Source organism: Pseudomonas sp. 2995-3 (assembly GCF_002742565.1).
In the GTDB taxonomy this organism is placed as follows: domain Bacteria; phylum Pseudomonadota; class Gammaproteobacteria; order Pseudomonadales; family Pseudomonadaceae; genus Aquipseudomonas; species Aquipseudomonas edaphica.
Map to the genome: position 1 here is coordinate 685,494 of NZ_LJSB01000157.1, position 22,723 is coordinate 708,216.

At 60.5% G+C, this 22,723-nt stretch carries 23 protein-coding genes; 12 read left to right on the plus strand and 11 right to left on the minus strand.

Annotated features, from left to right (window positions below; all coding sequences use genetic code 11):
• Nucleotides 1–126: 126 nt before the first annotated feature.
• From AOA62_RS10820 to AOA62_RS10840, 5 genes are read right to left on the minus strand one after another with little or no spacing between them, the layout of a single operon-like run.
• A complete protein-coding gene (locus tag AOA62_RS10820) occupies nt 127–1,164 on the minus strand; it encodes an AbrB family transcriptional regulator (RefSeq protein WP_026013720.1) in 1,038 nt (345 codons plus the stop codon).
• On the minus strand, nt 1,157–2,671 hold the full coding sequence (locus tag AOA62_RS10825) for a tripartite tricarboxylate transporter permease (RefSeq protein ID WP_065929105.1): 1,515 nt from the start codon (nt 2,669–2,671) through the stop codon (nt 1,157–1,159). Before AOA62_RS10825 ends, AOA62_RS10820 begins: the two co-directional genes overlap by 8 nt.
• A gap of 1 nt (nt 2,672) precedes the next feature.
• The gene (locus tag AOA62_RS10830) at nt 2,673–3,131 is read right to left on the minus strand and encodes a tripartite tricarboxylate transporter TctB family protein (RefSeq protein WP_099548634.1); all 459 of its coding nucleotides are present in this window, start codon (nt 3,129–3,131) and stop codon (nt 2,673–2,675) included.
• 60 nt (nt 3,132–3,191) lie between these two features.
• Complete coding sequence (locus AOA62_RS10835; RefSeq protein ID WP_169985851.1) at nt 3,192–4,181, minus strand: tripartite tricarboxylate transporter substrate binding protein; 990 nt, start codon at nt 4,179–4,181, stop codon at nt 3,192–3,194.
• A 27-nt stretch (nt 4,182–4,208) separates the two neighbouring features.
• Nucleotides 4,209–5,498, minus strand: coding sequence for an OprD family porin (locus AOA62_RS10840; RefSeq protein WP_099548635.1), 1,290 nt, complete (start codon nt 5,496–5,498; stop codon nt 4,209–4,211).
• Between the two features lie 235 nt (nt 5,499–5,733).
• On the opposite strand from AOA62_RS10840, the gene AOA62_RS10845 reads away from it, so the two are divergent.
• Nucleotides 5,734–6,405 (plus strand): response regulator, encoded by a 672-nt coding sequence (locus tag AOA62_RS10845; protein ID WP_017137322.1) that lies wholly within the window; start codon nt 5,734–5,736, stop codon nt 6,403–6,405.
• Nucleotides 6,398–7,783 carry a sensor histidine kinase gene (locus AOA62_RS10850; protein WP_017137323.1) on the plus strand — a complete coding sequence of 462 codons (1,386 nt, stop codon included), beginning with the start codon at nt 6,398–6,400 and terminating at the stop codon, nt 7,781–7,783. The genes AOA62_RS10845 and AOA62_RS10850 overlap by 8 nt, the downstream gene beginning before the upstream one ends.
• Here AOA62_RS10850 and AOA62_RS10855 read toward each other — a convergent pair whose 3' ends face one another.
• Nucleotides 7,784–8,605 carry an HDOD domain-containing protein gene (locus tag AOA62_RS10855; RefSeq protein WP_017137324.1) on the minus strand — a complete coding sequence of 274 codons (822 nt, stop codon included), beginning with the start codon at nt 8,603–8,605 and terminating at the stop codon, nt 7,784–7,786.
• A 36-nt stretch (nt 8,606–8,641) separates the two neighbouring features.
• Nucleotides 8,642–9,583 carry a folate-binding protein YgfZ gene (locus AOA62_RS10860; protein ID WP_099548636.1) on the minus strand — a complete coding sequence of 314 codons (942 nt, stop codon included), beginning with the start codon at nt 9,581–9,583 and terminating at the stop codon, nt 8,642–8,644.
• 140 nt (nt 9,584–9,723) lie between these two features.
• On the opposite strand from AOA62_RS10860, the gene AOA62_RS10865 reads away from it, so the two are divergent.
• Both AOA62_RS10865 and AOA62_RS10870 read left to right on the plus strand, forming a co-directional pair.
• Nucleotides 9,724–9,978: a succinate dehydrogenase assembly factor 2 gene (locus AOA62_RS10865; protein ID WP_017137326.1), complete on the plus strand. Its 255-nt coding sequence runs from the start codon at nt 9,724–9,726 to the stop codon at nt 9,976–9,978.
• The gene (locus tag AOA62_RS10870) at nt 9,962–10,408 is read left to right on the plus strand and encodes a hypothetical protein (RefSeq protein ID WP_017137327.1); all 447 of its coding nucleotides are present in this window, start codon (nt 9,962–9,964) and stop codon (nt 10,406–10,408) included. Before AOA62_RS10865 ends, AOA62_RS10870 begins: the two co-directional genes overlap by 17 nt.
• On the opposite strand, the gene nadB is transcribed toward AOA62_RS10870, so the two are convergent.
• Nucleotides 10,377–11,993, minus strand: a complete 1,617-nt coding sequence (nadB, locus tag AOA62_RS10875; protein ID WP_017137328.1) for an L-aspartate oxidase — start codon at nt 11,991–11,993, stop codon at nt 10,377–10,379. The two genes, AOA62_RS10870 and nadB, sit on opposite strands and share 32 nt — an antisense overlap.
• A gap of 463 nt (nt 11,994–12,456) precedes the next feature.
• Here nadB and rpoE point away from each other — a divergent pair, with 463 nt between their 5' ends.
• The 4 genes from rpoE to AOA62_RS10895 all read left to right on the plus strand — a co-directional run bounded on the left by rpoE (nt 12,457) and on the right by AOA62_RS10895 (nt 16,308).
• Nucleotides 12,457–13,038, plus strand: coding sequence for an RNA polymerase sigma factor RpoE (gene rpoE, locus AOA62_RS10880; protein ID WP_003172477.1), 582 nt, complete (start codon nt 12,457–12,459; stop codon nt 13,036–13,038).
• Nucleotides 13,039–13,070: 32 nt separating this feature from the next.
• Nucleotides 13,071–13,658: a sigma-E factor negative regulatory protein gene (locus AOA62_RS10885; protein ID WP_034096393.1), complete on the plus strand. Its 588-nt coding sequence runs from the start codon at nt 13,071–13,073 to the stop codon at nt 13,656–13,658.
• A 16-nt stretch (nt 13,659–13,674) separates the two neighbouring features.
• The gene (locus tag AOA62_RS10890; RefSeq protein WP_099548637.1) at nt 13,675–14,634 is read left to right on the plus strand and encodes a MucB/RseB C-terminal domain-containing protein; all 960 of its coding nucleotides are present in this window, start codon (nt 13,675–13,677) and stop codon (nt 14,632–14,634) included.
• Between the two features lie 234 nt (nt 14,635–14,868).
• Nucleotides 14,869–16,308 carry a DegQ family serine endoprotease gene (locus tag AOA62_RS10895; RefSeq protein WP_099548638.1) on the plus strand — a complete coding sequence of 480 codons (1,440 nt, stop codon included), beginning with the start codon at nt 14,869–14,871 and terminating at the stop codon, nt 16,306–16,308.
• 67 nt (nt 16,309–16,375) lie between these two features.
• Here AOA62_RS10895 and AOA62_RS10900 read toward each other — a convergent pair whose 3' ends face one another.
• Nucleotides 16,376–17,809: a M48 family metalloprotease gene (locus tag AOA62_RS10900; RefSeq protein ID WP_017137332.1), complete on the minus strand. Its 1,434-nt coding sequence runs from the start codon at nt 17,807–17,809 to the stop codon at nt 16,376–16,378.
• A 95-nt stretch (nt 17,810–17,904) separates the two neighbouring features.
• Here AOA62_RS10900 and AOA62_RS10905 point away from each other — a divergent pair, with 95 nt between their 5' ends.
• Nucleotides 17,905–18,144 carry a sulfurtransferase TusA family protein gene (locus tag AOA62_RS10905; protein WP_017137333.1) on the plus strand — a complete coding sequence of 80 codons (240 nt, stop codon included), beginning with the start codon at nt 17,905–17,907 and terminating at the stop codon, nt 18,142–18,144.
• Nucleotides 18,145–18,175: 31 nt separating this feature from the next.
• Nucleotides 18,176–19,246 carry an AI-2E family transporter gene (locus AOA62_RS10910; protein WP_017137334.1) on the plus strand — a complete coding sequence of 357 codons (1,071 nt, stop codon included), beginning with the start codon at nt 18,176–18,178 and terminating at the stop codon, nt 19,244–19,246.
• A gap of 144 nt (nt 19,247–19,390) precedes the next feature.
• On the opposite strand, the gene AOA62_RS10915 is transcribed toward AOA62_RS10910, so the two are convergent.
• Complete coding sequence (locus AOA62_RS10915; protein WP_017137335.1) at nt 19,391–19,864, minus strand: peroxiredoxin; 474 nt, start codon at nt 19,862–19,864, stop codon at nt 19,391–19,393.
• 10 nt (nt 19,865–19,874) lie between these two features.
• Nucleotides 19,875–20,435: a glycine cleavage system protein R gene (locus tag AOA62_RS10920; protein WP_017137336.1), complete on the minus strand. Its 561-nt coding sequence runs from the start codon at nt 20,433–20,435 to the stop codon at nt 19,875–19,877.
• A gap of 273 nt (nt 20,436–20,708) precedes the next feature.
• Here AOA62_RS10920 and dapA point away from each other — a divergent pair, with 273 nt between their 5' ends.
• Together dapA and bamC are read left to right on the plus strand one after the other, a co-directional pair.
• The gene (gene dapA / locus AOA62_RS10925; protein WP_017137337.1) at nt 20,709–21,587 is read left to right on the plus strand and encodes a 4-hydroxy-tetrahydrodipicolinate synthase; all 879 of its coding nucleotides are present in this window, start codon (nt 20,709–20,711) and stop codon (nt 21,585–21,587) included.
• A 17-nt stretch (nt 21,588–21,604) separates the two neighbouring features.
• The gene (bamC, locus tag AOA62_RS10930; protein WP_017137338.1) at nt 21,605–22,720 is read left to right on the plus strand and encodes an outer membrane protein assembly factor BamC; all 1,116 of its coding nucleotides are present in this window, start codon (nt 21,605–21,607) and stop codon (nt 22,718–22,720) included.
• Nucleotides 22,721–22,723: the final 3 nt, after the last annotated feature.

Here is a 22,723-nt window from a genome sequence, read left to right on the forward strand (position 1 = left end):
AGGTTAACCGCAACCTACTGTGGGAGCTGGCTTGCCTGCGATGACGATCTATCAGCCGATACATTTATTGACTGAACCACCGCTATCGCAGGCAAGCCAGCTCCCACATTGGAATTTTTTGAAGGCTTAGATTTTTTCCGGCTGACGATTCCAGTGCCTGAACAACGGCTCAGCCAAAAACAGCACAAACAACAAGCGCATCACTTGCATCGCCGTTACCAGCGGCACCGATAGCTGCAAAGTCTCTGCCGTGAGGCTCATTTCGGCAATGCCGCCCGGCATCATGCCCAGGGTGAGTGAGCGCAAATCCAGCTGCGTCAGCGCGCTCAAGCCCACCGCCGCCAACGTCGCAAGCGCCATGGTCAAGGCGGTGCCGATCAAGGTACGGCCCATGAACGACGGCGCACGACGGAAGAACTGACGGTTGAAGTGGCAGCCCAGGCCGCTGCCGATCAGCCACTGGCCGATCTGGCTGCCGCCGTCCGGCAGGCCGTAATGCAAGTCCCAGACAACACTGGCAGTCGCGCTGACCAACAGTGGCCCGAACAACCACGGGTTTGGCTGACGTAAACGCTGCCAGCCCCAGGCCACCAGCGCGCCCAGCGGGAACAGCAGCGCCAGCCAACCCCAACTCACTGGCGCCGGGTGAAACTGCGGCGTGCCGCCTTCGAGCAAGTACTTGAAGATCGCCGGCACACACAGCACCACCACCAGCACACGCAAACTTTGCCCCGCTGCGACACGGCTGAGCACTGCGCCATTACGGGCGCCGAGGTTGACCATTTCACCGGAACCGCCCGGCATGCTGGAGAAAAACGCGGTGGCGCGGTCTTCGCCGCTGCGGCGCATTAACCACACGCCGACCACGCTCGACAGGCTGGTGATCAGCGCACCGAAGAAAATCAGGCCGAAGTGGCTCATCACTTGCTCGATCACCACCGGCGTGAAGTGCAGGCCGATGCCGATGCCTACCACCCATTGGCCACATTTGCGCCCGCCGGGAATCTCCGCCAACTGCCACGGCGTGAGGCAGCGCACCAGGATAATCGCCAGCAACGAGCCGACCATATAGGGCAAAGGCCAGCCGACGAGGCTGGCCAGGTAACCGCCGGCCAGGCCGACCAGCGGTGTTGCCCACCATTGTTTAAAGGTGACCTCAGACATCGGCCAGGGCGCGACGCTGTTGGGCACGTTTACGCCAGATACGCAGCAGCGGCACGAACAACATGATCGCCGTCAGTACCCACACGCCAAAGGTGATCGGGCTGGACCAGAGGATTTCCAGCGCACCGTTGGAGATCGACAGCGCGCGGCGCAGGTTCTGCTCCATCAGGCCACCGAGGATAAAGCCCAGCAGTACCGGCGACAGCGGGAAGTCCAGCTTGCGCAGGATGTAACCGAAGATGCCGATGCCGACCATCAGGAACAGGTCGAAGGTGGTGGCGTGAACCGCGTACACACCGATGGCGGTGATGATGGCGATCACCGGCACCAGCGCCCAGTTCGGTACGGCGAGGATGCGCGTGAAGATGCGGATCATCGGGATGTTGAGGATCACCAGCATGATGTTGGCGACAAACAACGAAGCGATCAGGCCCCAGACGATGTCCGGTTGCTGTTGGAACAGCAGCGGGCCGGGTGTGATGTTGTACAGCGACAGCGCGCCGATCATCACCGCCGTGGTGCCCGAACCGGGTACGCCTAGGGTGAGCATCGGCACCAGGGCGCCGCAGGCGGACGCACCGATTGCAGTTTCCGGCGCAGCGAGGCCGCGCATGTCGCCCTGGCCGAATTTGCCGCTGGCACCGGCCAGGCGTTTCTCGGTCATGTAGGCAACAGCCGAAGCGAGGGTTGCACCAGCACCCGGCAGCACGCCCATGATGAAACCGAGCAGGCCGCAGCGGATGTTAACTACAAAGACAGCACCGGCTTCCTTCAGATTGAACATCATGCGCCCGGTGGCTTTTACCGCTTCCTGGCCACGGTGGGTTTTTTCCAACAGCAACAGGATTTCGCTGATGGAAAACAGACCCAGTACCAACACCACAAACTGGATGCCGTCGGTGAGGTGGATGTTGTCGCCGGTAAAACGGTACACGCCGCTGTTGGCATCGATGCCCACGGCCGAGAGGAACAGGCCGATCAGCGCTGCAACAAACGTCTTCAGCGGTTTGTCACCGGCCATGCCGCCCAGGCAGACAATCGCGAACACCATCAGTACGAAATATTCCGCCGGGCCGAAGGCAATCGCCCATTTGGCCAGCAGCGGCGCAAACAGCACCATGCCGCAGGTGGCGATAAACGCGCCGATGAACGAACTCCATGCCGACAGCGACAACGCCACACCGGCCAGGCCTTTGCGGGCCATCGGGTAGCCGTCGAGGGTAGTCATTACGGTAGAAGCTTCGCCCGGGATGTTGAGCAGGATCGAGCTGATACGGCCGCCGTATTCGCAGCCCAGGTACACGGCCGCGAGCAGGATCAGCGCCGATTCCGGCGGCAGGCCCAACGCGAACGCGATGGGGATCAACAAGGCCACGCCGTTGATCGGGCCCAGGCCTGGCAACAGGCCGACCACGGTGCCGATCAAGGTGCCACACAGCGCGGTCACCAGGTTGTAAGGGGTCAGTGCAACGCCGAAGCCCTGGCCCAAATAGCTGAACGTATCCATATCAGTTCTCCAGAACTTCAAGCAGGCCGAGGGGCAGCGGTACATCCATGGCCTTGTCGAACAGCAGGTACAGGCCGATAGCCATGAGGGTGACGATCACTACGCTGGGCAACCAGCGGCCGCCATACAGGCGTGCCATCGGAATACCGATCAACATGCTGCTGAGGATGAAACCCAAGGGCTCGAAAGTGCCGGCGAACACGATCAGCAGCGCGACGCAAAGGCTGATCTTGATCAGGGTTTCGCGGTCCAGCGCGGGTTCTTCTTCGGTGTGCTTGGTTGGCTGCGGGCGAAAGATCATGTAGATCAGGCCCAGGCTCATCAGGCCGAGCATCAGCAGCGGAAAGGCACGTGGGCCGACCGGCTCGTAGGAAAACGCCGCCTGATACGGCCAGGCCATCAGTGCCAGGCCGGCGCAGACCAGCAGCATCACCGAGGCGAAAATGCGTTGTAAGAGCATGTGGAACTCCTGGGCCGCGCCGCCCGTTAAAGAGGGCGCAGCCGTGCAAAAGAGGGGCGATTACTGGATCAGGCCGAACTCTTTGGCCAGCACTTTGTAGTCAGCCACCTGTTTCTTCACGTAGGTGTCCAGCTCCGGGCCGGTCATGGCAAACGGGAACAGCTCGCGCTGGTCACGCAGCTTGGCGAACTCTTCGGAGGCCAGCAGTTTGTCGAACGCTTCTTTCCACCAGGCGTAGTCGGCATCGCTGACTTTTGGCCCAAGGTAGAAACCGCGGACCACTGGCCAGACGATGTCGTAGCCTTGCTCTTTGGCGGTCGGAATGTTCTTCATTTCCGGCTCGTCCAGGCGCTCTTCGGCGAACACCGCTAGCAGGCGCATGTCACCGCTGAGGATGTGCGGCATGGAGTCGGAGATGTCGGTGCTGCCCACCTGGATGTGGCCGCCGAGCAGGGCGGTGGCGATTTCACCGCCGCCTTCGAGGGCGACATAACGCAGTTCGCGCGGGTTGATGCCGGCGGCCTTGGCGATCAGGGCGGTTTGCATCCAGTCCTGGCTGCCTACGGTGCCGCCGGAACCGATCACCACGCTGCCCGGATCTTTCTTCAAGGCTTTGACGAGATCGTCGAGGGTCTTGTAGGGCGAATCGCTTTTCACTGCGATGGCACCGTAGCTGGTGCCGACCGCTGCCAACCAACGCACGGCGCTTTCATCAAAACGGCCGAACTTGCCCTGGGCCAGGTTCAACAGCGAACCGCTGGACCAGGCCACCAGTGTGCCGCCGTCCGCTGGGCGCTGTGCTACCACCGCGTTATAGGCCACCGCGCCCACGCCGCCGGGCATGTAGGTCACACGCATCGGTTTACTCAGCAGCTTCTCATTGACCAACGCGCTTTGCGCCAGTTTGCAGGTCAGGTCAAAACCACCGCCGGGGGAGGCTGGGGCGATGCATTCCGGGCGTTTGGGTTCGTCGGCGGCCAGCAGTTGGCCGGCGAACAACATGCAGCCGGCGGCGAGGGCCAATTTACGCAGTGAATAGGTCATTTGAATCTCCGTCTTGTTGTTATTTAGGGGCTACTACCAAAGTGCGACGCTATAGCTGACCAGCACGCGTACTTCATCCGCATCACGGGCCGAGTAGTTGGAGCGGTACGTGGCGTTACGCAGGCGAAACGCGACATCCTTGAACGTGCCGCTTTGCACGATGTAGCGGATCTCGCTGTTGCGCTCCCACTCCTTGCCGGTCTCGCCGTTCTTGAGCTTGATGTTGTCACCCGACAGGTAACGGCTCATGAAGCTCAGACCGGGAATGCCCAGCTTGGCGAAATCGTAGTCGTAGCGCGCTTGCCAGGAGCGTTCTTCGGCGCCGGCAAAGTCGTTGATCTGTACGAAGTTGACCAGGTACGGGTCGGCCCCATCCACATACGGAAAGGCGCTGTCGCCGGACATGTGCTGGTAGCCGGCGCTGAGCTTATGGCCATTGAGGGCATAGCTGAACAGGCCGTTGAGGGATCTGTTGTCGATCTTGCCGCCATGGGCCGCGCCCGTGTCATCACTGATGGCCAGGCGCAGGTCGGTGCCGAAGGTGCCGGGGCCGAGTGGGCGCGAGGCCACCAGGCCGAGGAAGTGCTGGCGGTACACGTCATCGAGTTGGGCGAAGTGGTAACTGCCGGTGATCTTGTCGGCGAGCTTGTAGTCAACGCCGCCGAAGTTGAAGTGCTTGCCGGTAGCCCCGCTGACGAAACGGCTGTTCTTGTTATTGAGGGCGATTTCTTCGTAGTCGGTGGAATCGCGGTCTTTGGCTTTGTCCAGGCGGCCGCCGGTAAACACCAGGTTCTTGAATTCTTTGGAGGTCAGCAAGCCACCGTTGAAGGTCTGCGGCAGGATGCGGCCGTCGTTGGGCTTGAGGGTCGGCAGTTCGGGGATCAGCGCACCGATCTTGAGTTCGGTGGCGGAGATCTTTACTTTGCCGGTCAGGCCGAGTTTGGCGTAGTCGTCGACAGCGCGGCCGTTGTCAGTGGGCAGCAAGCCAGAACCTGTGCGGTCGGGGCTGGAGTCGAGCTTGACCCCGAGCATGCCCAGCGCGTCCACACCAAAGCCGACGGTGCCGTCGGTGTAGCCCGATTGCAGGTTGAGCATGAAGCCCTGAGCCCATTCGTCGCGCTTGGATTGCTGCGCGCTGGTGCCGTCGCGAAAGTCGCGGTTGAAGTACATATTGCGGGTTTCCAGGGTCGCGCTACTGTCTTCAAAGAAGGCAGCCTGGGCAAGCGGCGAAAAGCCGGCAAGGGCGGTGGCACTGGCAAGGGCGGTCTTGGCAAGACGGGAAAAACGCACAGGCGGGCAAGCCTGGGGCTGGGTCGACAGCATCGTGGTGTACTCCGTTATTGTTCTTATTCTGGCGAAAACGCTTCGAGGCGCTTTTCGATCGCTACGGATCAGGTAGCTCGGCGGGCATTACCCACCGTTGCTGGATGCTAAAGGGCGAAGCTTTCACTAACCTTTCAGCTGCCTTTCAAGGTTTTCGGGCTTCACAGGGCAGGCGGCGCCTGTAAACTGCCCGCCAAAGCGTGGCGTCGACCATGCCCGAACGAGGTGAAAATCCATGCGTGTCCTCTTGGTTGAAGACCATCTGCAACTCGCCGAAAGTGTTGCCCAAGCGCTCAAGAGCACGGGTTTGACCGTCGACGTACTGCACGACGGCGTGGCCGCGGACCTGGCCTTGAGCAGCGAGGAATATGCGGTGGTGATCCTCGATGTGGGGCTGCCGCGCATGGATGGTTTTGAGGTGTTGGCGCGTCTGCGGGCGCGTGGGAAAAATCTGCCAGTGCTGATGTTGACGGCGCGCAGTGATGTAAAAGACCGTGTGCATGGCCTGAACCTGGGCGCTGATGACTACCTGGCCAAGCCCTTCGAGTTGACCGAGCTGGAAGCGCGAGTCAAGGCGCTGCTGCGCCGCAGCGTGCTGGGCGGCGAGCGTCAGCAGGCGTGCGGCGTGCTGGTCTACGACCTGGATACCCGGCGTTTCACCGTGGGCGGCGAGCTGATGACGCTGACCTCCCGCGAGCAGGCGGTGCTCGAGGCGTTGATCGCGCGGCCCGGCCGCGTGATGAGCAAGGAGCAACTGGCCTCCCAGGTGTTCGGCCTGGACGAGGAAGCCAGCCCCGACGCGATTGAAATCTACGTGCACCGCCTGCGCAAGAAACTCGACGGCCAGCCCATCGCCATCGTGACCTTCCGTGGCCTTGGCTATTTGCTGGAAGCCCGTGATGCATAAGCCCAGCAGCCTGCGCTGGCGGCTGCTGTGGAACCTGGCGCTGCTGCTGGTGGTGCTGATGCTCGCCAGCGGCATGAGTGCTTACTGGAATGGCCGCGAAGCTGCCGACACCGCCTATGACCGCACTTTGCTGGCTTCTGCGCGCACCATCGCCGCCGGGTTGACCCAGGTGGACGGCACCCTGAGTGCCAATGTGCCGTATGTGGCGCTGGATACCTTCGCCTACGACAGTGCCGGGCGGATCTATTATCAGGTCAATGACATCGACCGAAAATTGATCTCCGGCTACGAAAACCTCCCTGGCCCACCGCCGGGCACGCCGCGCACCGATGATTACCCGGCGTTGGCGCGGTTCTACAACGCCATGTACCAGGGCCAGCATGTGCGGGTGGTCAGCCTGCTCAAGGCGGTGTCAGAGCCGAACATGAACGGCATGGCGGAAATTCGCGTGGCGGAAACTGACGAAGCTCGCGAGAGCATGGCTCGCAGCCTGATGGCCGACACTCTGCTGCGCCTGGGCATGCTGGCGGTCGGTGCGTTATTGCTGGTGTGGTTTGCCGTGAGTGCGGCACTGCGCCCGCTGGAACGCCTGCGCACCGCCGTGGAAGAACGCCAGCCCGACGACTTGCGCCCGCTGCCGCTGGTGGAGGTGCAGCATGAGTTCGGCCCGTTAGTGCGCTCGCTTAATCATTTCACCGAGCGCTTGCGCGGCCAGTTCGAGCGCCAGGCGCAGTTTATCGCCGACGCCGCCCACGAATTGCGCACCCCGCTGGCGGCGCTCAAGGCCCGGCTTGAGCTGGGCCTGCGCAGCAGCGACCCGGCGACGTGGCGCAGTACCTTGGAAACCGCAGCCCAAGGCACCGACCGTCTGACCCACTTGGCCAACCAATTGCTGTCCTTGGCACGCATCGAAAACGGCGCGCGGGCGATTGCCGAGGGCGGTGCGCAATTGCTTGACCTCAGCCAGCTGGCGCGGGAACTGGGCATGGCCATGGCGCCGCTGGCCCACGCGCGGGGCGTTGCCCTGGCATTGGAGGCGGACGAACCGGTGTGGCTGCGCGGTGAGCCGACCTTGCTGAATGAACTGCTGAGCAACCTGGTGGATAACGCCCTGGCCCACACCCCATCGGGCGGGAACGTGATTCTGCGGGTGACCGCGCCGGCGATCCTGGAAGTTGAAGATGACGGCCCAGGCATCCCGCTGGATGAGCGGGACCGGGTTTTCGAACGTTTCTACCGCCGCAGCCAGCAGGGCATGGGCTCGGGCTTGGGGCTGGCGATTGTCGGCGAGATCTGCCGGGCGCATTTGGCGCAGATCAGCCTGCATGATGGTGAATTGGCGGGGTTGAAGGTGCGGGTGAGTTTTATCGCGGGGTAGTCAATAGAACATCGAGCGCGCTTCATCCAGCTCGGCACGCAATGTTTCGCTGTAGGGGTCGATGCGCAGCTTCTTGAGCGCCGGCAGGCTGGTAACGTCTACGTTGGCCAATGGATGCGCGGTGCCTCGGTGGCAATACAGTACGGCGATTTGCACCACGTCGATGTAGTCCAGGCTTGGGGAGTCACGCTCCAAATCCAAGTACTGCCCCGGCAGCTTGGCCAGCATTTCCGGGAAATCCCACACACCCAGCAGTTTGTCACCCAGCAACGGGTGAATACTGTCGATGACATGGTTGAGGCTGACCGGGTCGGCCAACAGCTCGTAACGGTCTTCGGCGTAGGTGAGGATCGGCAGCACGCCAATCTGATGCACCAGCCCGCCGAGGGCGGCCTGGTCCGGCTTGAGGTGGCTGTGGTTGCGGCACAAGGCATAACTCACGCCCGCCACTTCCAGGCTGCGGCGCCACACTTCGCGCATTTTCAGTTCGACGACTTCGGAGCGGGCGTGGAAGATCTGTTCCATGACCAGACCGATGGCCAGGTTGCTGCTGTAGTTGGTGCCCAGCCGCGTGATGGCGGTATGCAGATCAGTGACTTCCTGGGTTGCGCGTAGCAGCGGGCTGTTCACCACTTTGATCAGGCGCGCCGACAGCGCGGTATCGCGACCGATCACTTTGCTCAAGTGGCTGATGCTGATCTCCGGGTCTTCCGCGGCCTGACGAATGTTCAAGGCCACTTCCGGTAATGTCGGCAGAACCAGGTCATCGTTGTCGATGGCCGTTACTAAAGCCTGTTGGACTTTTTCCGCCAGCTTGTTCATTCATGCTCTCTAGGGTGTTGCAAAAAGGTGCGGCGATTAACGCTGGATCTCTTTATCTCGATCCAGTAGATACGGCAGGTCGAGCAGTTGTAAGCCGGGGCCTTCCAGGGTGCCGACGTGCACATCGCCGCTGTCGGCAGCTTCGGCTTGCAGCACGGCCAGAAGTTCAATGGAATGGTCAGCTTTTGCCGCGATGACGACTTCGCCGATCGCGCTGTTATGGTTGGGCGAGAACAGCGGAGTGCCTGGCTCGGGCAATTGCGCCGCATTGAGGCTCAGGCGATACAGGCGACGCTTGAGTTTGCCCAGGTACTGCATGCGCGCGACGATTTCCTGGCCGGTGTAGCAGCCTTTTTTGAAGCTGACGCCGCCTACGGCCTGCAGGTTAAGCATCTGCGGGATAAACAGTTCGCGGGTCTGCGGCATGACCTGGCCGATGCCGGCGCGGATCTGGCCGAGCAACCAGTCATTCAAGTCAGCTTGTTGCAGTTGGCTGGCCAATTGCTGGCGTACGCCTTCGGCGTGTTCGGCAGGCACCCAGAGTTCGGCGCGGTTCTGGGAGACACGAATGGCAATCAATGTGTCGGTGCGCACCACGCTGTCGGTTTCAGTTGGCAGCTCAAGCCCAAGGGTGGCCAGGGTTTGATCCGCATTCGAGAGACCAAAGCGTGCCCAGGCGGCGCTTTCGTCGGTGAGTTTGGATTTGGAGAACACCGCGTATTTCTTCAGGTCTGCCAGTTGCGGTTCGAGCAGCTCAGTGGCCATGGCCAGCAACACGCCGTCACCTTGCAGCAGGATGCGAAAACTCGACTGCATGCGGCCTTTTTGCGTACAACGCGCGCCAAGGCTGGCCTGGGTGTCGCTCAGGTAATTGAGGTTGCAGGTCAGTTGCCCTTGCAGGAACTTGGCGGCGTCGGAGCCGCGGACGGCAAGGACGCCTTCGTGTGTCAGGGGGCAGAAAAATGCAGAGTCGGCCATGGGTCTTCGCAGGTCAAAAAGTCATGCGTGCATCATAGAGGGGCGCCCGGCAAATGGATAGTTTCCGTATGGGGCGACCAAAGCCGAGTGTTCCGCTGCCGTCGGGCCTGTATACTTGCGCGCTATTTGAGGAGCAGTCCATGGTCGAAGAAGTAGAAATCAACCGCCTCTACTGGCACAGCCGCCGTGGCATGCTGGAGTTGGATGTGTTGCTGGTGCCGTTCACTAAAGAAGTGTACGCGACGCTGGATAAGGTAGACCGCGATCTCTATGTGCGGCTGCTGACGTGCGAAGACCAGGACATGTTCGGTTGGTTCATGGAACGCGCCGAATCTGAAGACCCGGAGTTGCAGCGCATGGTTCGGATGATCCTGGATCGTGTCCAGCCCAAGTAATCGCTTCGAATGCCGCTGGCAGGCCTCTCGGCTGTTGCTGGCGGCGTACCTGCTTGCCCAGTTGTTCGCGCTGGGTGCCTTGCTGTTTATCGATTTGCCCTTCGCAAGCCTTGGCATTCTGGTGTGCCTGGCCCATGCCGCCTGGGTGTTGCCGCGTCATATCCTGCTGACTCACCGTTCGTCGATTCGTGGCCTGCGCCGTGACGAAGATGGCTGGCAATTGTTCAGTGCCGAGCGCGGCTGGCACAGCGTACAGCTGCGTCCGGACAGCCTGGCGTTGCCGCTGATCGTGGTGCTGCGCTATCGGGTGCAGGGCGAGTGGTGGGTGCGTTCGGTCTGTGTGCCGATGGATTCGCAGGTCGCCGATGTGCACCGACGCCTGCGGGTGCGCTTGAAGTTCAGTCGCCGTAGGTGGCTGGCACCAGAATAGTGTCGCGGGCTTCGGGCAGCATCTGCGGGTAGTCGAGGGTGTAATGCAGGCCGCGGCTTTCCTTGCGTTCCATGGCTGAGCGGATCATCAACTCGGCAACCTGGGCCAGGTTGCGCAACTCGATCAGGTCGCGGCTGACTTTGTAGTTGCTGTAGAACTCGTCGATTTCGTCCAGTAGCAAACGCACGCGGTGTTGAGCCCGTGCCAGGCGCTTATTGGTGCGCACAATGCCTACGTAGTCCCACATGAAGCGCCGCAGTTCGTCCCAGTTGTGGGCGATGATCACGTCTTCGTCGGAGTCGGTCACCTGGCTGGCGTCCCAGCGCGGCAGGGCAGCGGGCACCGGGATGCGGGGTAGCTGTTCAAGGATGTCGGTGGCCGCCGAGCGTGCGTAGACGAAACATTCGAGCAGCGAGTTGCTGGCCATGCGATTGGCGCCGTGCAGGCCGGTGAAGCTGGTTTCGCCGATCGCATACAGGCCGGGCACGTCGGTGCGACCGTGTTGGTCGACCATCACGCCACCGCAGGTGTAGTGCGCAGCCGGGACCACCGGGATCGGGCCTTTGGTGATATCGATGTTGAACGCCAGGCAGCGCTCATAGACGGTGGGAAAGTGCGTCTTGATGAAGGCTTCGGGTTTGTGGCTGATGTCGAGGTAGACGCAGTCGATGCCCAGGCGCTTCATTTCGTGGTCGATGGCGCGGGCCACGATATCCCGTGGCGCCAGTTCGGCGCGGGGGTCGAAGCGCTGCATGAAGCGCTCGCCGTTGGGAAGTTTCAGGTGCGCACCTTCACCGCGCAGGGCTTCGGTGATGAGGAAGCTCTTGGCTTGCGGGTGATACAGGCAGGTGGGGTGGAACTGGTTGAATTCCAGATTGGCCACCCGACAGCCTGAACGCCAGGCCATGGCGATACCGTCACCGCAGGCGCCGTCGGGGTTGCTGGTATAGAGGTAGACCTTGGCGGCACCGCCTGAGGCGAGAATGGTGAAGCGTGCGCCGTAGGTGTCCACTTCGCCACTGGCGCGGTTGAGCACGTAGGCGCCGAGGCAGCGTTCGCCGTCCAGGCCCAGACGCTTTTCGGTGATCAGGTCGACGGCGACGCGTTGCTCCAGCAATTCGATGTTGGGGCGTTGGCGGGCTTGCTCGAGCAGGGTCTTGAAGATGGCGGCGCCAGTAGCATCGGCGGCGTGGATGATGCGGCGATGGCTGTGGCCACCTTCGCGGGTCAGGTGGAACTCGAATCCGCCGTCATCGCTGCCCGCGTGTTCGTCGCGGGTGAACGGCACGCCCTGGTCGATCAGCCATTGGATGGCTTCGCGGCTATGCTCGACGGTGAAGCGCACCGCGTCCTCGTTGCACAGGCCGCCGCCGGCGTTAAGGGTGTCTTCGACGTGGGATTGCACTGTGTCGGTGTCGTCCAGTACCGCGGCGACACCGCCTTGGGCCCAGAATGTCGAGCCATTGGCCAGGTCGCCCTTGCTCAGGACCGCAATGCGCAGGTGGCTGGGGAGGGTGAGTGCCAGGCTCAAGCCGGCCGCACCGCTACCGATCACCAGAACATCGTGTTGAAACTGTTGGCTCATTTGAAGGATTCCGCAAAAAGCGATCCAAAGGGCTGGCGCAAACAGGACGCCTGGATCGGCGAATCAAAGGGTCACACGGGCCACTAGTATATAGAGGGGGGGAGCGGCACAATAGCCGGGCATTCGTGGCAATGTGAAATTACGGTGCACAGCTGGGGTCATATGGGCCGGCTATTGAGATGGGAACTTTTTGCATGAGCCCCGACTCAATAGCAGGTTGCCCGAAAGCTGGGAAAACGTTGAGTTTATTGGCCCGTCGGGAGCATTGGACGCGTCAGAAAACCGGCGACAAGATTATTCGCGCAGCCGGCCTAGCCCGTGCTGCGTTTTTCGTGTGTGCCAAATCAGTGCATGCCGGAAACTTGCTTGGAGGGGGAGAACTTTTGCGAGAAGTCCTAGTCTATGTTTGCAAGCCTGATCGTTTAGTTATGCAAGCCTCCTGCGAGTACAACGAGGAGTGTTCATGCTAACCCAGGAAGAGGATCAGCAGCTGGTCGAGCGCGTTCAACGTGGCGACAAGCGAGCATTTGATCTGCTAGTGCTGAAATACCAGCACAAAATTCTCGGGTTGATCGTGCGGTTTGTGCACGACACCCATGAAGCGCAGGACGTTGCACAGGAAGCCTTTATCAAGGCGTACCGTGCACTTGGCAATTTTCGCGGTGACAGTGCGTTTTACACGTGGCTGTACCGCATCGCCATTAACACGGCGAAGAACTATCTGGTGTCTCGCGGCCGCCGCCCACCGGACAGTGATGTAAGTTCAGAAGATGCAGAATTTTACGATGGTGATCACGGCCTCAAAGATCTCGAGTCGCCGGAACGTGCTTTGCTGCGCGACGAGATCGAAGGCACCGTTCATCGCACTATTCAGCAACTGCCAGAAGATTTGCGTACGGCGTTAACTTTACGTGAATTCGATGGTCTCAGTTACGAAGACATTGCGAGCGTCATGCAATGTCCGGTGGGGACTGTAAGGTCACGGATTTTCCGGGCCCGGGAAGCCATCGACAAAGCCTTGCAACCGTTGTTGCAGGAAAACTAAAGACAGCGGCGACAGCCAAGAGAGGAACCGCCATGAGTCGTGATGCCCTGCAGGAATCGCTGTCCGCAGTGATGGATAACGAAGCGGATGAACTGGAACTTCGTCGGGTGCTCAACGCATTTGATGATGCCGAAACCCGTGATACCTGGTCTCGTTACCAAGTCGCTCGGGCGGTGATGCACAAGGATCTTTTAATCCCTCGTCTGGATATTGCTGCGGCCGTTTCTGCCGCGTTGGCCGATGAAGCCGTTCCGGCAAAAGCTGCTCGTGGTCCATGGCGTAGCCTGGGTCGCCTGGCAGTAGCTGCCTCGGTGACTGTTGCCGTGTTGGCCGGTGTTCGCCTGTACAACCAGGACGAAATTGCCGGTGCCGAACTGGCCCAGCAGACTCAGCAACCGGTCATGGCCGGTCCGCAAGTCAAAGGCCCAGCGGTACTGGCCGGCTACAAGGAAAGCTCTGATGCCACCGGCCCTATGGCCAACGGCGTACTTCAAGGGCAATCCGGCTGGCAGGACCAGCGTCTTCCAGGCTACCTGCGCCAACACGCACAGGAATCGGCCTTGAAAGGCACTGAAAGCGCTCTGCCATACGCTCGTGCAGCCAGCCTGGAAAACCGCTAAACCGCTAAGGGGCACTATGCGCGCCATACCGCTCCTTACGCTTTTGCTCAGTGGTTGTTTTGCACTATCCGCCCATGCCGACGAAGCCCAAGACTGGCTGACTCGACTTGGGCGTGCAGAACAGCAGCAAAGCTTTGCAGGTACGTTCGTCTACGAGCGTAACGGCAGTTTCTCTACCCATGACATCTGGCATCGCGTCCAGGACGGTCACGTCCGCGAGCGGCTGTTGCAACTCGACGGCTCTGCCCAGGAACTGGTGCGCGTAGATGGACGCACGCAGTGTGTCAGTGGCACCTTGGTTGCCGGCCTTGGCAACTCGCCTGATGCGCCTTCGCGCGCTCTGGATCCGCAAAAACTAACTCAATTCTACGAACTGGCCGTCATTGGCAAATCTCGCGTGGCCGGTCGGAATGCGGTGATTGTGTCAATTACTCCCCGTGATCAATACCGATATGGCTTTGAGTTGCACCTGGATCGTGAAACCGCGCTGCCGCTAAAGTCCCTGTTACTCAATGAGCAGGGTCAGTTGTTGGAGCGCTTCCAGTTCACTCGACTGAACACTTCGGCTGCGCCATCAGATCATGACTTACTGCCCAGCAGCGAATGCTCACCTGTGGCTGTTTCCAGCACCAAAGCACCCGAGGTGCCCGCCACCCACGCATGGCATCTGGACTGGTTGCCTCCAGGTTTTCAGCTCACCAACAGCGTCTCGCGAAAAGATACTCAGACCCACGCCACTGTCGACAGTCTGATGTACGACGACGGGCTTGCACGTTTCTCAGTGTTTCTTGAGTCCACCGACGGTGCGAGTGTGAGCGAAACACGCACGCAGCTTGGCCCAACTGTGGCCGTGTCGCGCCGTCTGAACACGGTCGATGGCGAAGTCATGGTGACGGTTGTAGGCGAAATCCCCATCGGCACCGCCGAACGCATCGCGCTGTCGGTGCGCGGCGAAAAGACCGCCGCCAAGCCATGAGTCGTTAATCCTATGTTCATCCTGACCTTTCAATGTGAGCCTTTGCGCGGTTGGGGGCTGAAAGCATGAAATTTCTGGATCAGTATTTTCACTTGCAAAAAATCCCCATGTTTTTTATAGGTCAGAGCTTGTCGGCTCTGACCTTATTTTGTTCGCGGAACAAAAATGCCGGTCGAAGTTTTCGGCGTTTCTTGAACCCTGTCGCTCAACCCTGCTCGTCGTAACGGGAGCTGTATGTCGATACCACGTTTGAAGTCTTACCTAACCATAGTCGCCACGGTATTGGTGCTGGGTCAGGCAGTGTCCGCGCAAGCGGCCGAACTGCCTGACTTCACCCAATTGGTGGAGCAGGCTTCGCCTGCCGTGGTGAATATCAGTACCACGCAGAAGCTGCCGGATCGCAAAGTCTCGAACCAGCAGATGCCTGACCTGGAAGGCTTGCCGCCCATGCTGCGCGAGTTCTTTGAGCGCGGTATGCCGCAACAACGCTCCCCGCGTGGCGGCGGTGGCGGGCAGCGTGAGGCGCAGTCCCTGGGCTCGGGCTTCATTATTTCGCCAGACGGCTACATCCTCACCAATAACCATGTGATTGCCGACGCTGACGAAATTCTCGTGCGCCTGGCCGACCGCAGTGAGTTGAAAGCCAAGCTGGTGGGCACCGATCCGCGTTCCGACGTGGCTTTGCTGAAAATCGAAGGTAAAGACCTGCCCGTACTGAAACTGGGTAAATCCCAGGACCTTAAAGCCGGGCAATGGGTGGTTGCGATCGGTTCACCGTTTGGCTTCGACCATACCGTGACCCAGGGTATCGTCAGCGCCATCGGTCGCAGCCTGCCAAATGAAAACTACGTACCGTTCATCCAGACCGACGTGCCGATCAACCCGGGTAACTCCGGTGGTCCGCTGTTCAACCTGGCGGGCGAAGTGGTGGGGATCAACTCGCAGATCTACACCCGTTCCGGTGGTTTCATGGGCGTGTCCTTCGCCATCCCGATCGACGTGGCCATGGACGTTTCCAACCAGCTCAAAAGCGGCGGCAAAGTCAGCCGTGGCTGGTTGGGTGTGGTGATCCAGGAAGTGAACAAAGACCTGGCTGAATCGTTCGGCCTCGACAAGCCGGCCGGTGCCTTGGTCGCGCAGATTCAGGACGACGGCCCGGCTGCCAAGGGCGGCCTGCAAGTGGGCGACGTGATCCTGAGCATGAATGGCCAGCCGATCGTCATGTCCGCCGACCTGCCGCATCTGGTAGGCGCTCTGAAAGCCGGCAGCAAAGCCAAGCTGGAAGTGATTCGTGACGGCAAGCGCCAGACCGTTGAGCTGACCGTCGGCGCGATCCCGGAAGAGGGTGCAACCCTGGACGCACTGGGCAACGTCAAGCCAGGCGTTGAGCGCAGCAGCAATCGCTTGGGCATTGCCGTGGTTGAGTTGACCGACGAGCAGAAGAAGAGCTTCGACCTCAAGAGCGGTGTTGTGATCAAAGAAGTCCAGGACGGCCCAGCCGCCTTGATCGGCCTGCAGCCGGGCGACGTGATCACCCACCTGAACAACCAGGCGATCAACTCCACCAAGGAATTCACCGACATCGCCAAAGCGTTGCCGAAGAATCGCTCGGTGTCGATGCGCGTGCTGCGTCAGGGCCGTGCAAGCTTCATCACCTTCAAGCTGGCCGAGTAATCCGCTAGCTCAATAAAAAGCCCCGCTTTCGGTTACCGAAAGCGGGGCTTTTTTGTGGGCGATGGTTTTAGCTCATCATCCCTTTCACCAAGCGTTCCTGTTCAATCAGCTCACGCTGGCGCGCGTCGATACGCGAGGACAGTGGGAAGTTGTTGCCGGCCCGGCGCTTGGCAAAGTCCAATTGCTGAATGGCCTGCTTGAAGTCACCCACCAAAGCAAAGTACTCGGCGCGTGCCTGATGCAGACCAATGATATTGCCGGACAGGCCGCGAGTCTCTGCCACCTGGTACCACACATCCGGATCATCGGGGCGCGACTTGAGCAACCCGTCCAATGCCTTTTCAGCATCGGCCGTACGGTTCTGCTTGAGCAGCACATCTATGCGAATCTGATTAAGCGGATAGCTGCCGGGGTACTGGGCCAGCATCCGGTCAGTACGTTGCTGGGCATCCGGCAGGCGGTTGCTGTCGATATCCAACTCGATCTGCGCCAGGTTGTAGGTAATGTCGTTGGGCGCCTTGGCCAGCAGCGGCTGCAAGCTTTCCCGCGCCTCTTTGAACTGGGTACCCTTGATCTGCGCGATGGCCAGGCCATAACGCGCTATATCGTTTTTCGGGTTCTCGTCCAATTGCGCCTGGAAGCGCTTGGCGGCCAGCCCCGGCGTGTCTTCGTATTGCAACTGCACCCGTGCGCGAATCAGTTGGTAGCGCAAGCTGTCTTCCTTGCCGCCCTGCTTGGCTTGTTCGGCACGGTTGCGGGTGTCGGCGATCCGCGACTCGGTCACCGGGTGAGTCAGCAAAAACTCCGGTGGCTTGGCATCGAAACGGTATTGGCGCATCAGGCGTTCGAACATCGTCGGCATGGAGCGTGGGTCGTAACCGGCTTTTTCCAGGTTGAGGATGCCGATACGGTCAGCCTCTTGTTCGTTCTGGCGCGAAAACCTGCGCTGTTCCTGGATAGCTGCCGCCTGGCTGCCCGCAATCGCGGCAATGCCAGCATCACCTGCACCCGCTGCCGCCGCGATAATGCCGCCGAGCAGGGCGGCCATCATCGGAATCTGCATGCGCGACTGCGCTTCCACACCTCGCGCGAAGTGACGTTGGGACAGGTGAGCCAATTCGTGAGCGAGTACCGAGGCATATTCGCCTTCAGTCTGAGCATTCAGGAACAAGCCGCCGTTAACCCCTACAATCCCGCCGGGTGCGGCAAAGGCGTTGAGTTGCGGGCTGTCGATGAGGATGAACTCCAGGCGTCGGTCATTCACCTGGCTGGTCTCCACCAGCTTGTACACGCTGGTTTCGACGTAATCCTTGAGCTGCGGGTCATTGAGTTGCGAGACCTGGCCTCGCAGGTAGGCCAGCCATGCGCGGCCCAGTTGGAATTCCTGTTGCGGCGAGACAATGGCAGAACTGGCGTCGCCGAGTGACGGCAGGTCGTCAGCGAAGGCCGGGGAGGCCAGCAGGCAAGCCAGCGTCAGCAGGGTAGGGCGCAAAAAAGTCATGCACAAAGCCTTTCGACAAAGAGCTTACTGTAGCCGGACACTGAGCTTCGGACCAGATATTCTAAGCACTCCAAACGCATGCCCGGAGCAAACCGATGACCAACGCTGTAGCCTTTGACGCCGAACTCGATGCCAGTGGCCTCAATTGCCCGCTGCCCCTGCTCAAGGCCAAGCTGGAACTCAACCGCTTGGCCAGCGGTGCCGTGCTCAAGGTGATCGCCACGGACGCAGGCTCCCAGCGCGATTTTCGCACCTTTGCCAAGCTGGCCGGGCACACCCTGCTGCACGAAGAAGATGCCGCCGGTGTGTACCGTTACTGGTTGCGCAAGGCCTGAACTGTTCGCCCCCACCACCCGAGGTTGATTGATGTTCAAAGTGTTACGAGACTGGATTCAGCGCTATTTTTCCGATGAAGAAGCGGTAGTGCTGGCCGTCCTGCTATTCCTGGCTTTTACCGCCGTGCTCACCTTGGGCGGCATGCTGGCGCCAGTATTGGCGGGTATGGTGCTGGCCTACCTGATGCAAGGTTTGGTCACTACCCTGGAACGTCTGCGTTTGCCCGGCGGTGTGGCGGTAGGGCTGGTCTTTGCCCTGTTCATGGGGCTGTTGGTGGTGTTTATCGTCGTGGTGCTGCCATTGCTGTGGCATCAGTTGATCACCTTGTTCAACGAGTTGCCGGGCATGCTCGCCAAGTGGCAATCGCTGTTGCTGCTGTTGCCGGAGCGTTATCCACACCTGGTATCGGACGAGCAGGTGTTGCAGGCCATTGAAGTGGCGCGCGGCGAGATCGGAAAGTTCGGACAATGGGCGCTGACTTTTTCCCTGTCCAGCCTGCCGCTCCTGGTCAACATCATGATCTACCTGGTGCTGGTGCCGATCCTGGTGTTCTTCTTCCTCAAGGACCGCGCAATGATCGGCCGCTGGGTCAGCGGCTATCTGCCGCGTGAACGGGCGCTGATCACCCGAGTGGCCGAAGAAATGAACCGGCAGATTGCCAACTATATTCGCGGCAAGGTCATTGAGATTGTGATCTGTGGCGGCGTCACCTACATCGCGTTTGTCGCGCTCGGGCTGAACTACGCGGCGCTGCTCGCCTTGCTGGTGGGTGTATCGGTGGTAGTGCCGTATGTGGGCGCGGTGGTGGTGACCGTGCCGGTGATGTTGATCGCGTTGTTCCAGTGGGGCTGGAGCGACCAGTTCATCTACCTGATGGCGGTGTACGGGATTATCCAGACCCTGGATGGCAACGTGCTGGTGCCGCTGCTGTTCTCGGAGGCCGTCAACCTGCACCCGGTGGCGATCATCTGCGCGGTGCTGTTGTTTGGAGGGCTGTGGGGGTTTTGGGGCGTGTTCTTTGCAATCCCGCTGGCGACGCTGTTCAAGGCCGTACTGGATGCGTGGCCGCGGCAAGAGCCGGTGGTTGCACCTTTGTTGTAGCAGCAACCTTATTGTGGCGAGGGGGCTTGCTCCCTTTGGGTTGCGTAGCGGCCCCGTAAAAGCGGGAGCGCTTCGCACTCCAGCGCGAGCAAGCTCGCTCGCCACAACAAGCTCGCTCGCCACAGCAAGCTAGTTCAGCAGGGGTCAAGCTTTATTCAATGCCTGTGCCGCCGCCAACACCGCATCCACATGGCCCGGCACTTTCACACCTCGCCATTCCTGACGCAGCACGCCATCCTTGTCGATCAGGAACGTGCTGCGGTCCACGCCCAGGTATTCCTTGCCATACAGCTTCTTCAGCTTGATCACATCAAACAGCTGGCAAACCGCTTCGTCCTTGTCGCTGATCAGCTCGAAGGGGAATTCCTGCTTGGCCTTGAAGTTCTCGTGGGACTTCACGCTGTCTCGCGACAAGCCAAACACTTCGGTATTGGCAGCCTTGAACGCGGCGTACTGGTCACGAAAACCCTGACCCTCGGTGGTGCAACCCGGGGTGCTGTCCTTTGGGTAGAAGTAGATCACCACTTGCTTGCCCTTGAGGGCTGCAAGGCTGAACGTCTGGCCGCTGGTGGCCTGGGCTTCGAAATCGGCCACGGGTTTGTCGATGGCTACCGGCATAGGTACTTCCTTACATTGGGTTCTGTGGGCGCCATGGCTCGATCAGTGCGTCGAGGTTCAGGGCATCGGCGAAATCCAGGAATTGGTCACGCAGCCAACTGATCTGCACGCCGGCCGGCAAGGTCACGGTGAACGTGGCGTTGAGCATGGTGCCGCCGGTTTGCGGGGCCTGGTAGGTGTCGCAGGTCAGGTTTTCCAGCTCGACGTTGTGGTCGATGAAAAACTGGCACAGCTCATTGACGATGTCCGAGCGGTAGGCCGAGCTGACATACGCCACATAAGGCAGGGCCTGCGGGCGGTTTTCCAGGGCGGCGCTGCGCACGACGTTGACGGTGAAGTTGTGCTTCTTGGCCAGGCCCGGCAGGCCGGTTTCGAGGCGCGCCAGGGCGTCCCAGCTGCCGGAGATCTGCAGCACCAACGCGCTGCACTCGCCGTGGCGGGTGAGGCGGGAGGTCACGACGGCGCAGCGGTTCTCATGGCTGGCGCGGCACAGGACGTTGGTCAGCTCCATGGGGTTGGCGCCGAGGGCACTGATAACAAGGAATTGTTCGCGAACTGTGGGGGTGGACATGCAGCCTTCCTAAAGCGATGAGCGGTCGATACCGTGTGGGCTGTATCGATCAAAGGATGAAGGGTAGCGAAAACCATCGCCAAGGGCTAGGAGGTGGCGTTTTCATTACGCGATCGGTCTGATTTCAGCGTGCTTCAAGCCGCGCTTTGGCCCAATGATGGCATTGCCCGTCGTTTAGTTGCCCCAGAACGCATCCTCAGGCGGTACTTCGCTTGTACAAGCATCTTGGCGCCAGTACCATTACGGCTCTCTTTTTCCGGCAGGAGCGGTTGCATGATTGCGGGCAGTATGGTGGCACTGGTCACACCCATGGATGCACAAGGTCATCTCGACTGGGACAGCCTTGGCAAACTGGTGGACTTCCACCTGCAAGAAGGCACCAACGCCATCGTGGCGGTCGGCACCACAGGTGAATCGGCCACCCTTGATGTGGAAGAACACATCCAGGTCATCGAGTTCGTGGTCAAGCGCGTGGCGGGCCGCATTGCCGTAATTGCCGGCACAGGCGCCAACTCGACGCGTGAAGCGATCGAGCTGACCAAGAACGCCAAGAAAGCCGGCGCCGATGCCTGCCTGCTGGTAACCCCGTACTACAACAAGCCGACCCAGGAAGGCTTGTACCAGCACTTCAAGGCCATCGCCGAAGCCGTCGACATCCCGCAGATTCTCTACAACGTCCCTGGCCGCACTGCTTGCGACATGAAGGCTGAGACCGTGATCCGCCTGTCCACCGTGCCGAACATTATCGGCATCAAGGAAGCTACCGGCGACCTGCAGCGCGCCAAGGACATCCTGGCCGGCGTGAGCAGCGACTTCCTGGTGTATTCCGGTGACGACGCCACGGCGGTCGAGCTGATCCTGCTGGGCGGCAAAGGCAACATCTCGGTGACCGCCAACGTCGCGCCACGCGCCATGAGCGACATGTGCGCCGCCGCCATCGCCGGTGACGCCGTAAAAGCCCGTGCGATCCATGAGCAACTGATGCCGCTCAACAAGACACTGTTTATTGAATCCAACCCTATTCCCGTGAAATGGGCGCTGTTTGAGATGGGCTTGATGCCGGACGGTATCCGTCTGCCGCTCACCCGGCTCAGCGAAGCCTGTCACGAACCGCTGCGACAGGCCCTGCGCCAGTCCGGCGTCCTGGTTTAATTGAGGAAGCACTACGCATGAAGCGATTGGCCGGACTTTCCGCACTTGCCTTGATTATCTCCAGCACCAGTGGCTGCGGTTGGGTATGGGGCCCGGAAGGCTACTTCCGTGACCGCGGCAGCGATTACCTGGAAGCCCAAGCAACCAAACCGATGCAACTTCCGCCGGACGTCAACGTCGCCAAGCGCCTTGACCCGTTGTTGCCGATTCCGCGCAACGTCGCCGATGACACCACCAAGGGCGAGTACGTAGTGCCACGCCCGCAGCCGATCTCGGCCGTGGCGGACACCAGCGACTACAGCCTGCAAAAGAGCGGCGACAACCGCTGGATCATGGCCCAACGCCCACCGGCTGAAGTCTGGCCAGTGGCGGTGCAGTTCTTCCAGGACAACGGTTTCAGCATTGATCAACAACGCCCGCAAACCGGTGAGTTCACCACGGCATGGCAGCACGGCAGCGAACTGTCCGCCAGCATGGCCAAGCGCCTGCAGGCGAGCGGTGTAGCGCCCGACAGCGAAGCCCGTGTGCGTGTGCGCATCGAGCCAGGTGTGCAGCGCAATACCAGTGAAGTCTACGTGGTGAGCGCCGAGCGTCCTGCCGGCAGCACTGCCAACGTCGATTTCACCCCGCGTTCGGTCAACATGGGCGTAGACGCCGCGTTGGTCGACGAGATGCTGGCCAGCATGAGCCGTATCTCCGAGAAGGGCGGTTCGGTTTCCCTGCTCGCCGCCGGTAACTTCGACACGCCTAACCGCGTCAGCCTCACCGAAGACGGCAGCGGCAACGTGGTGCTCACCCTGGGTGAAGACCTCGACCGTGCCTGGGCCAGTGTTGGCCGTGCGTTGGAGCAAGGTCCATGGCGCGTTGAAGACATCAACCGCAGCCTGGGCCTGTACTACATCAACGTAGCGGAAAAGGCCGAGAAGAAAGACGACGAGCCAGGGTTCTTCGGCAAGTTGTTCGGCAGCAAGCCGACCAAGGAAGAGATCGAAACACGTGCCGAGCGTTATCAGGTTCGTTTGAGCAAGGTGGGCGAGAGCGTACAAGTGACCGTCGAGAAGAACATCAACACCGTTGCGCCGGCTGAAACAGCGCGCAAAGTGTTGGGCGTGATTCAGGACAACCTGGGCTGACCC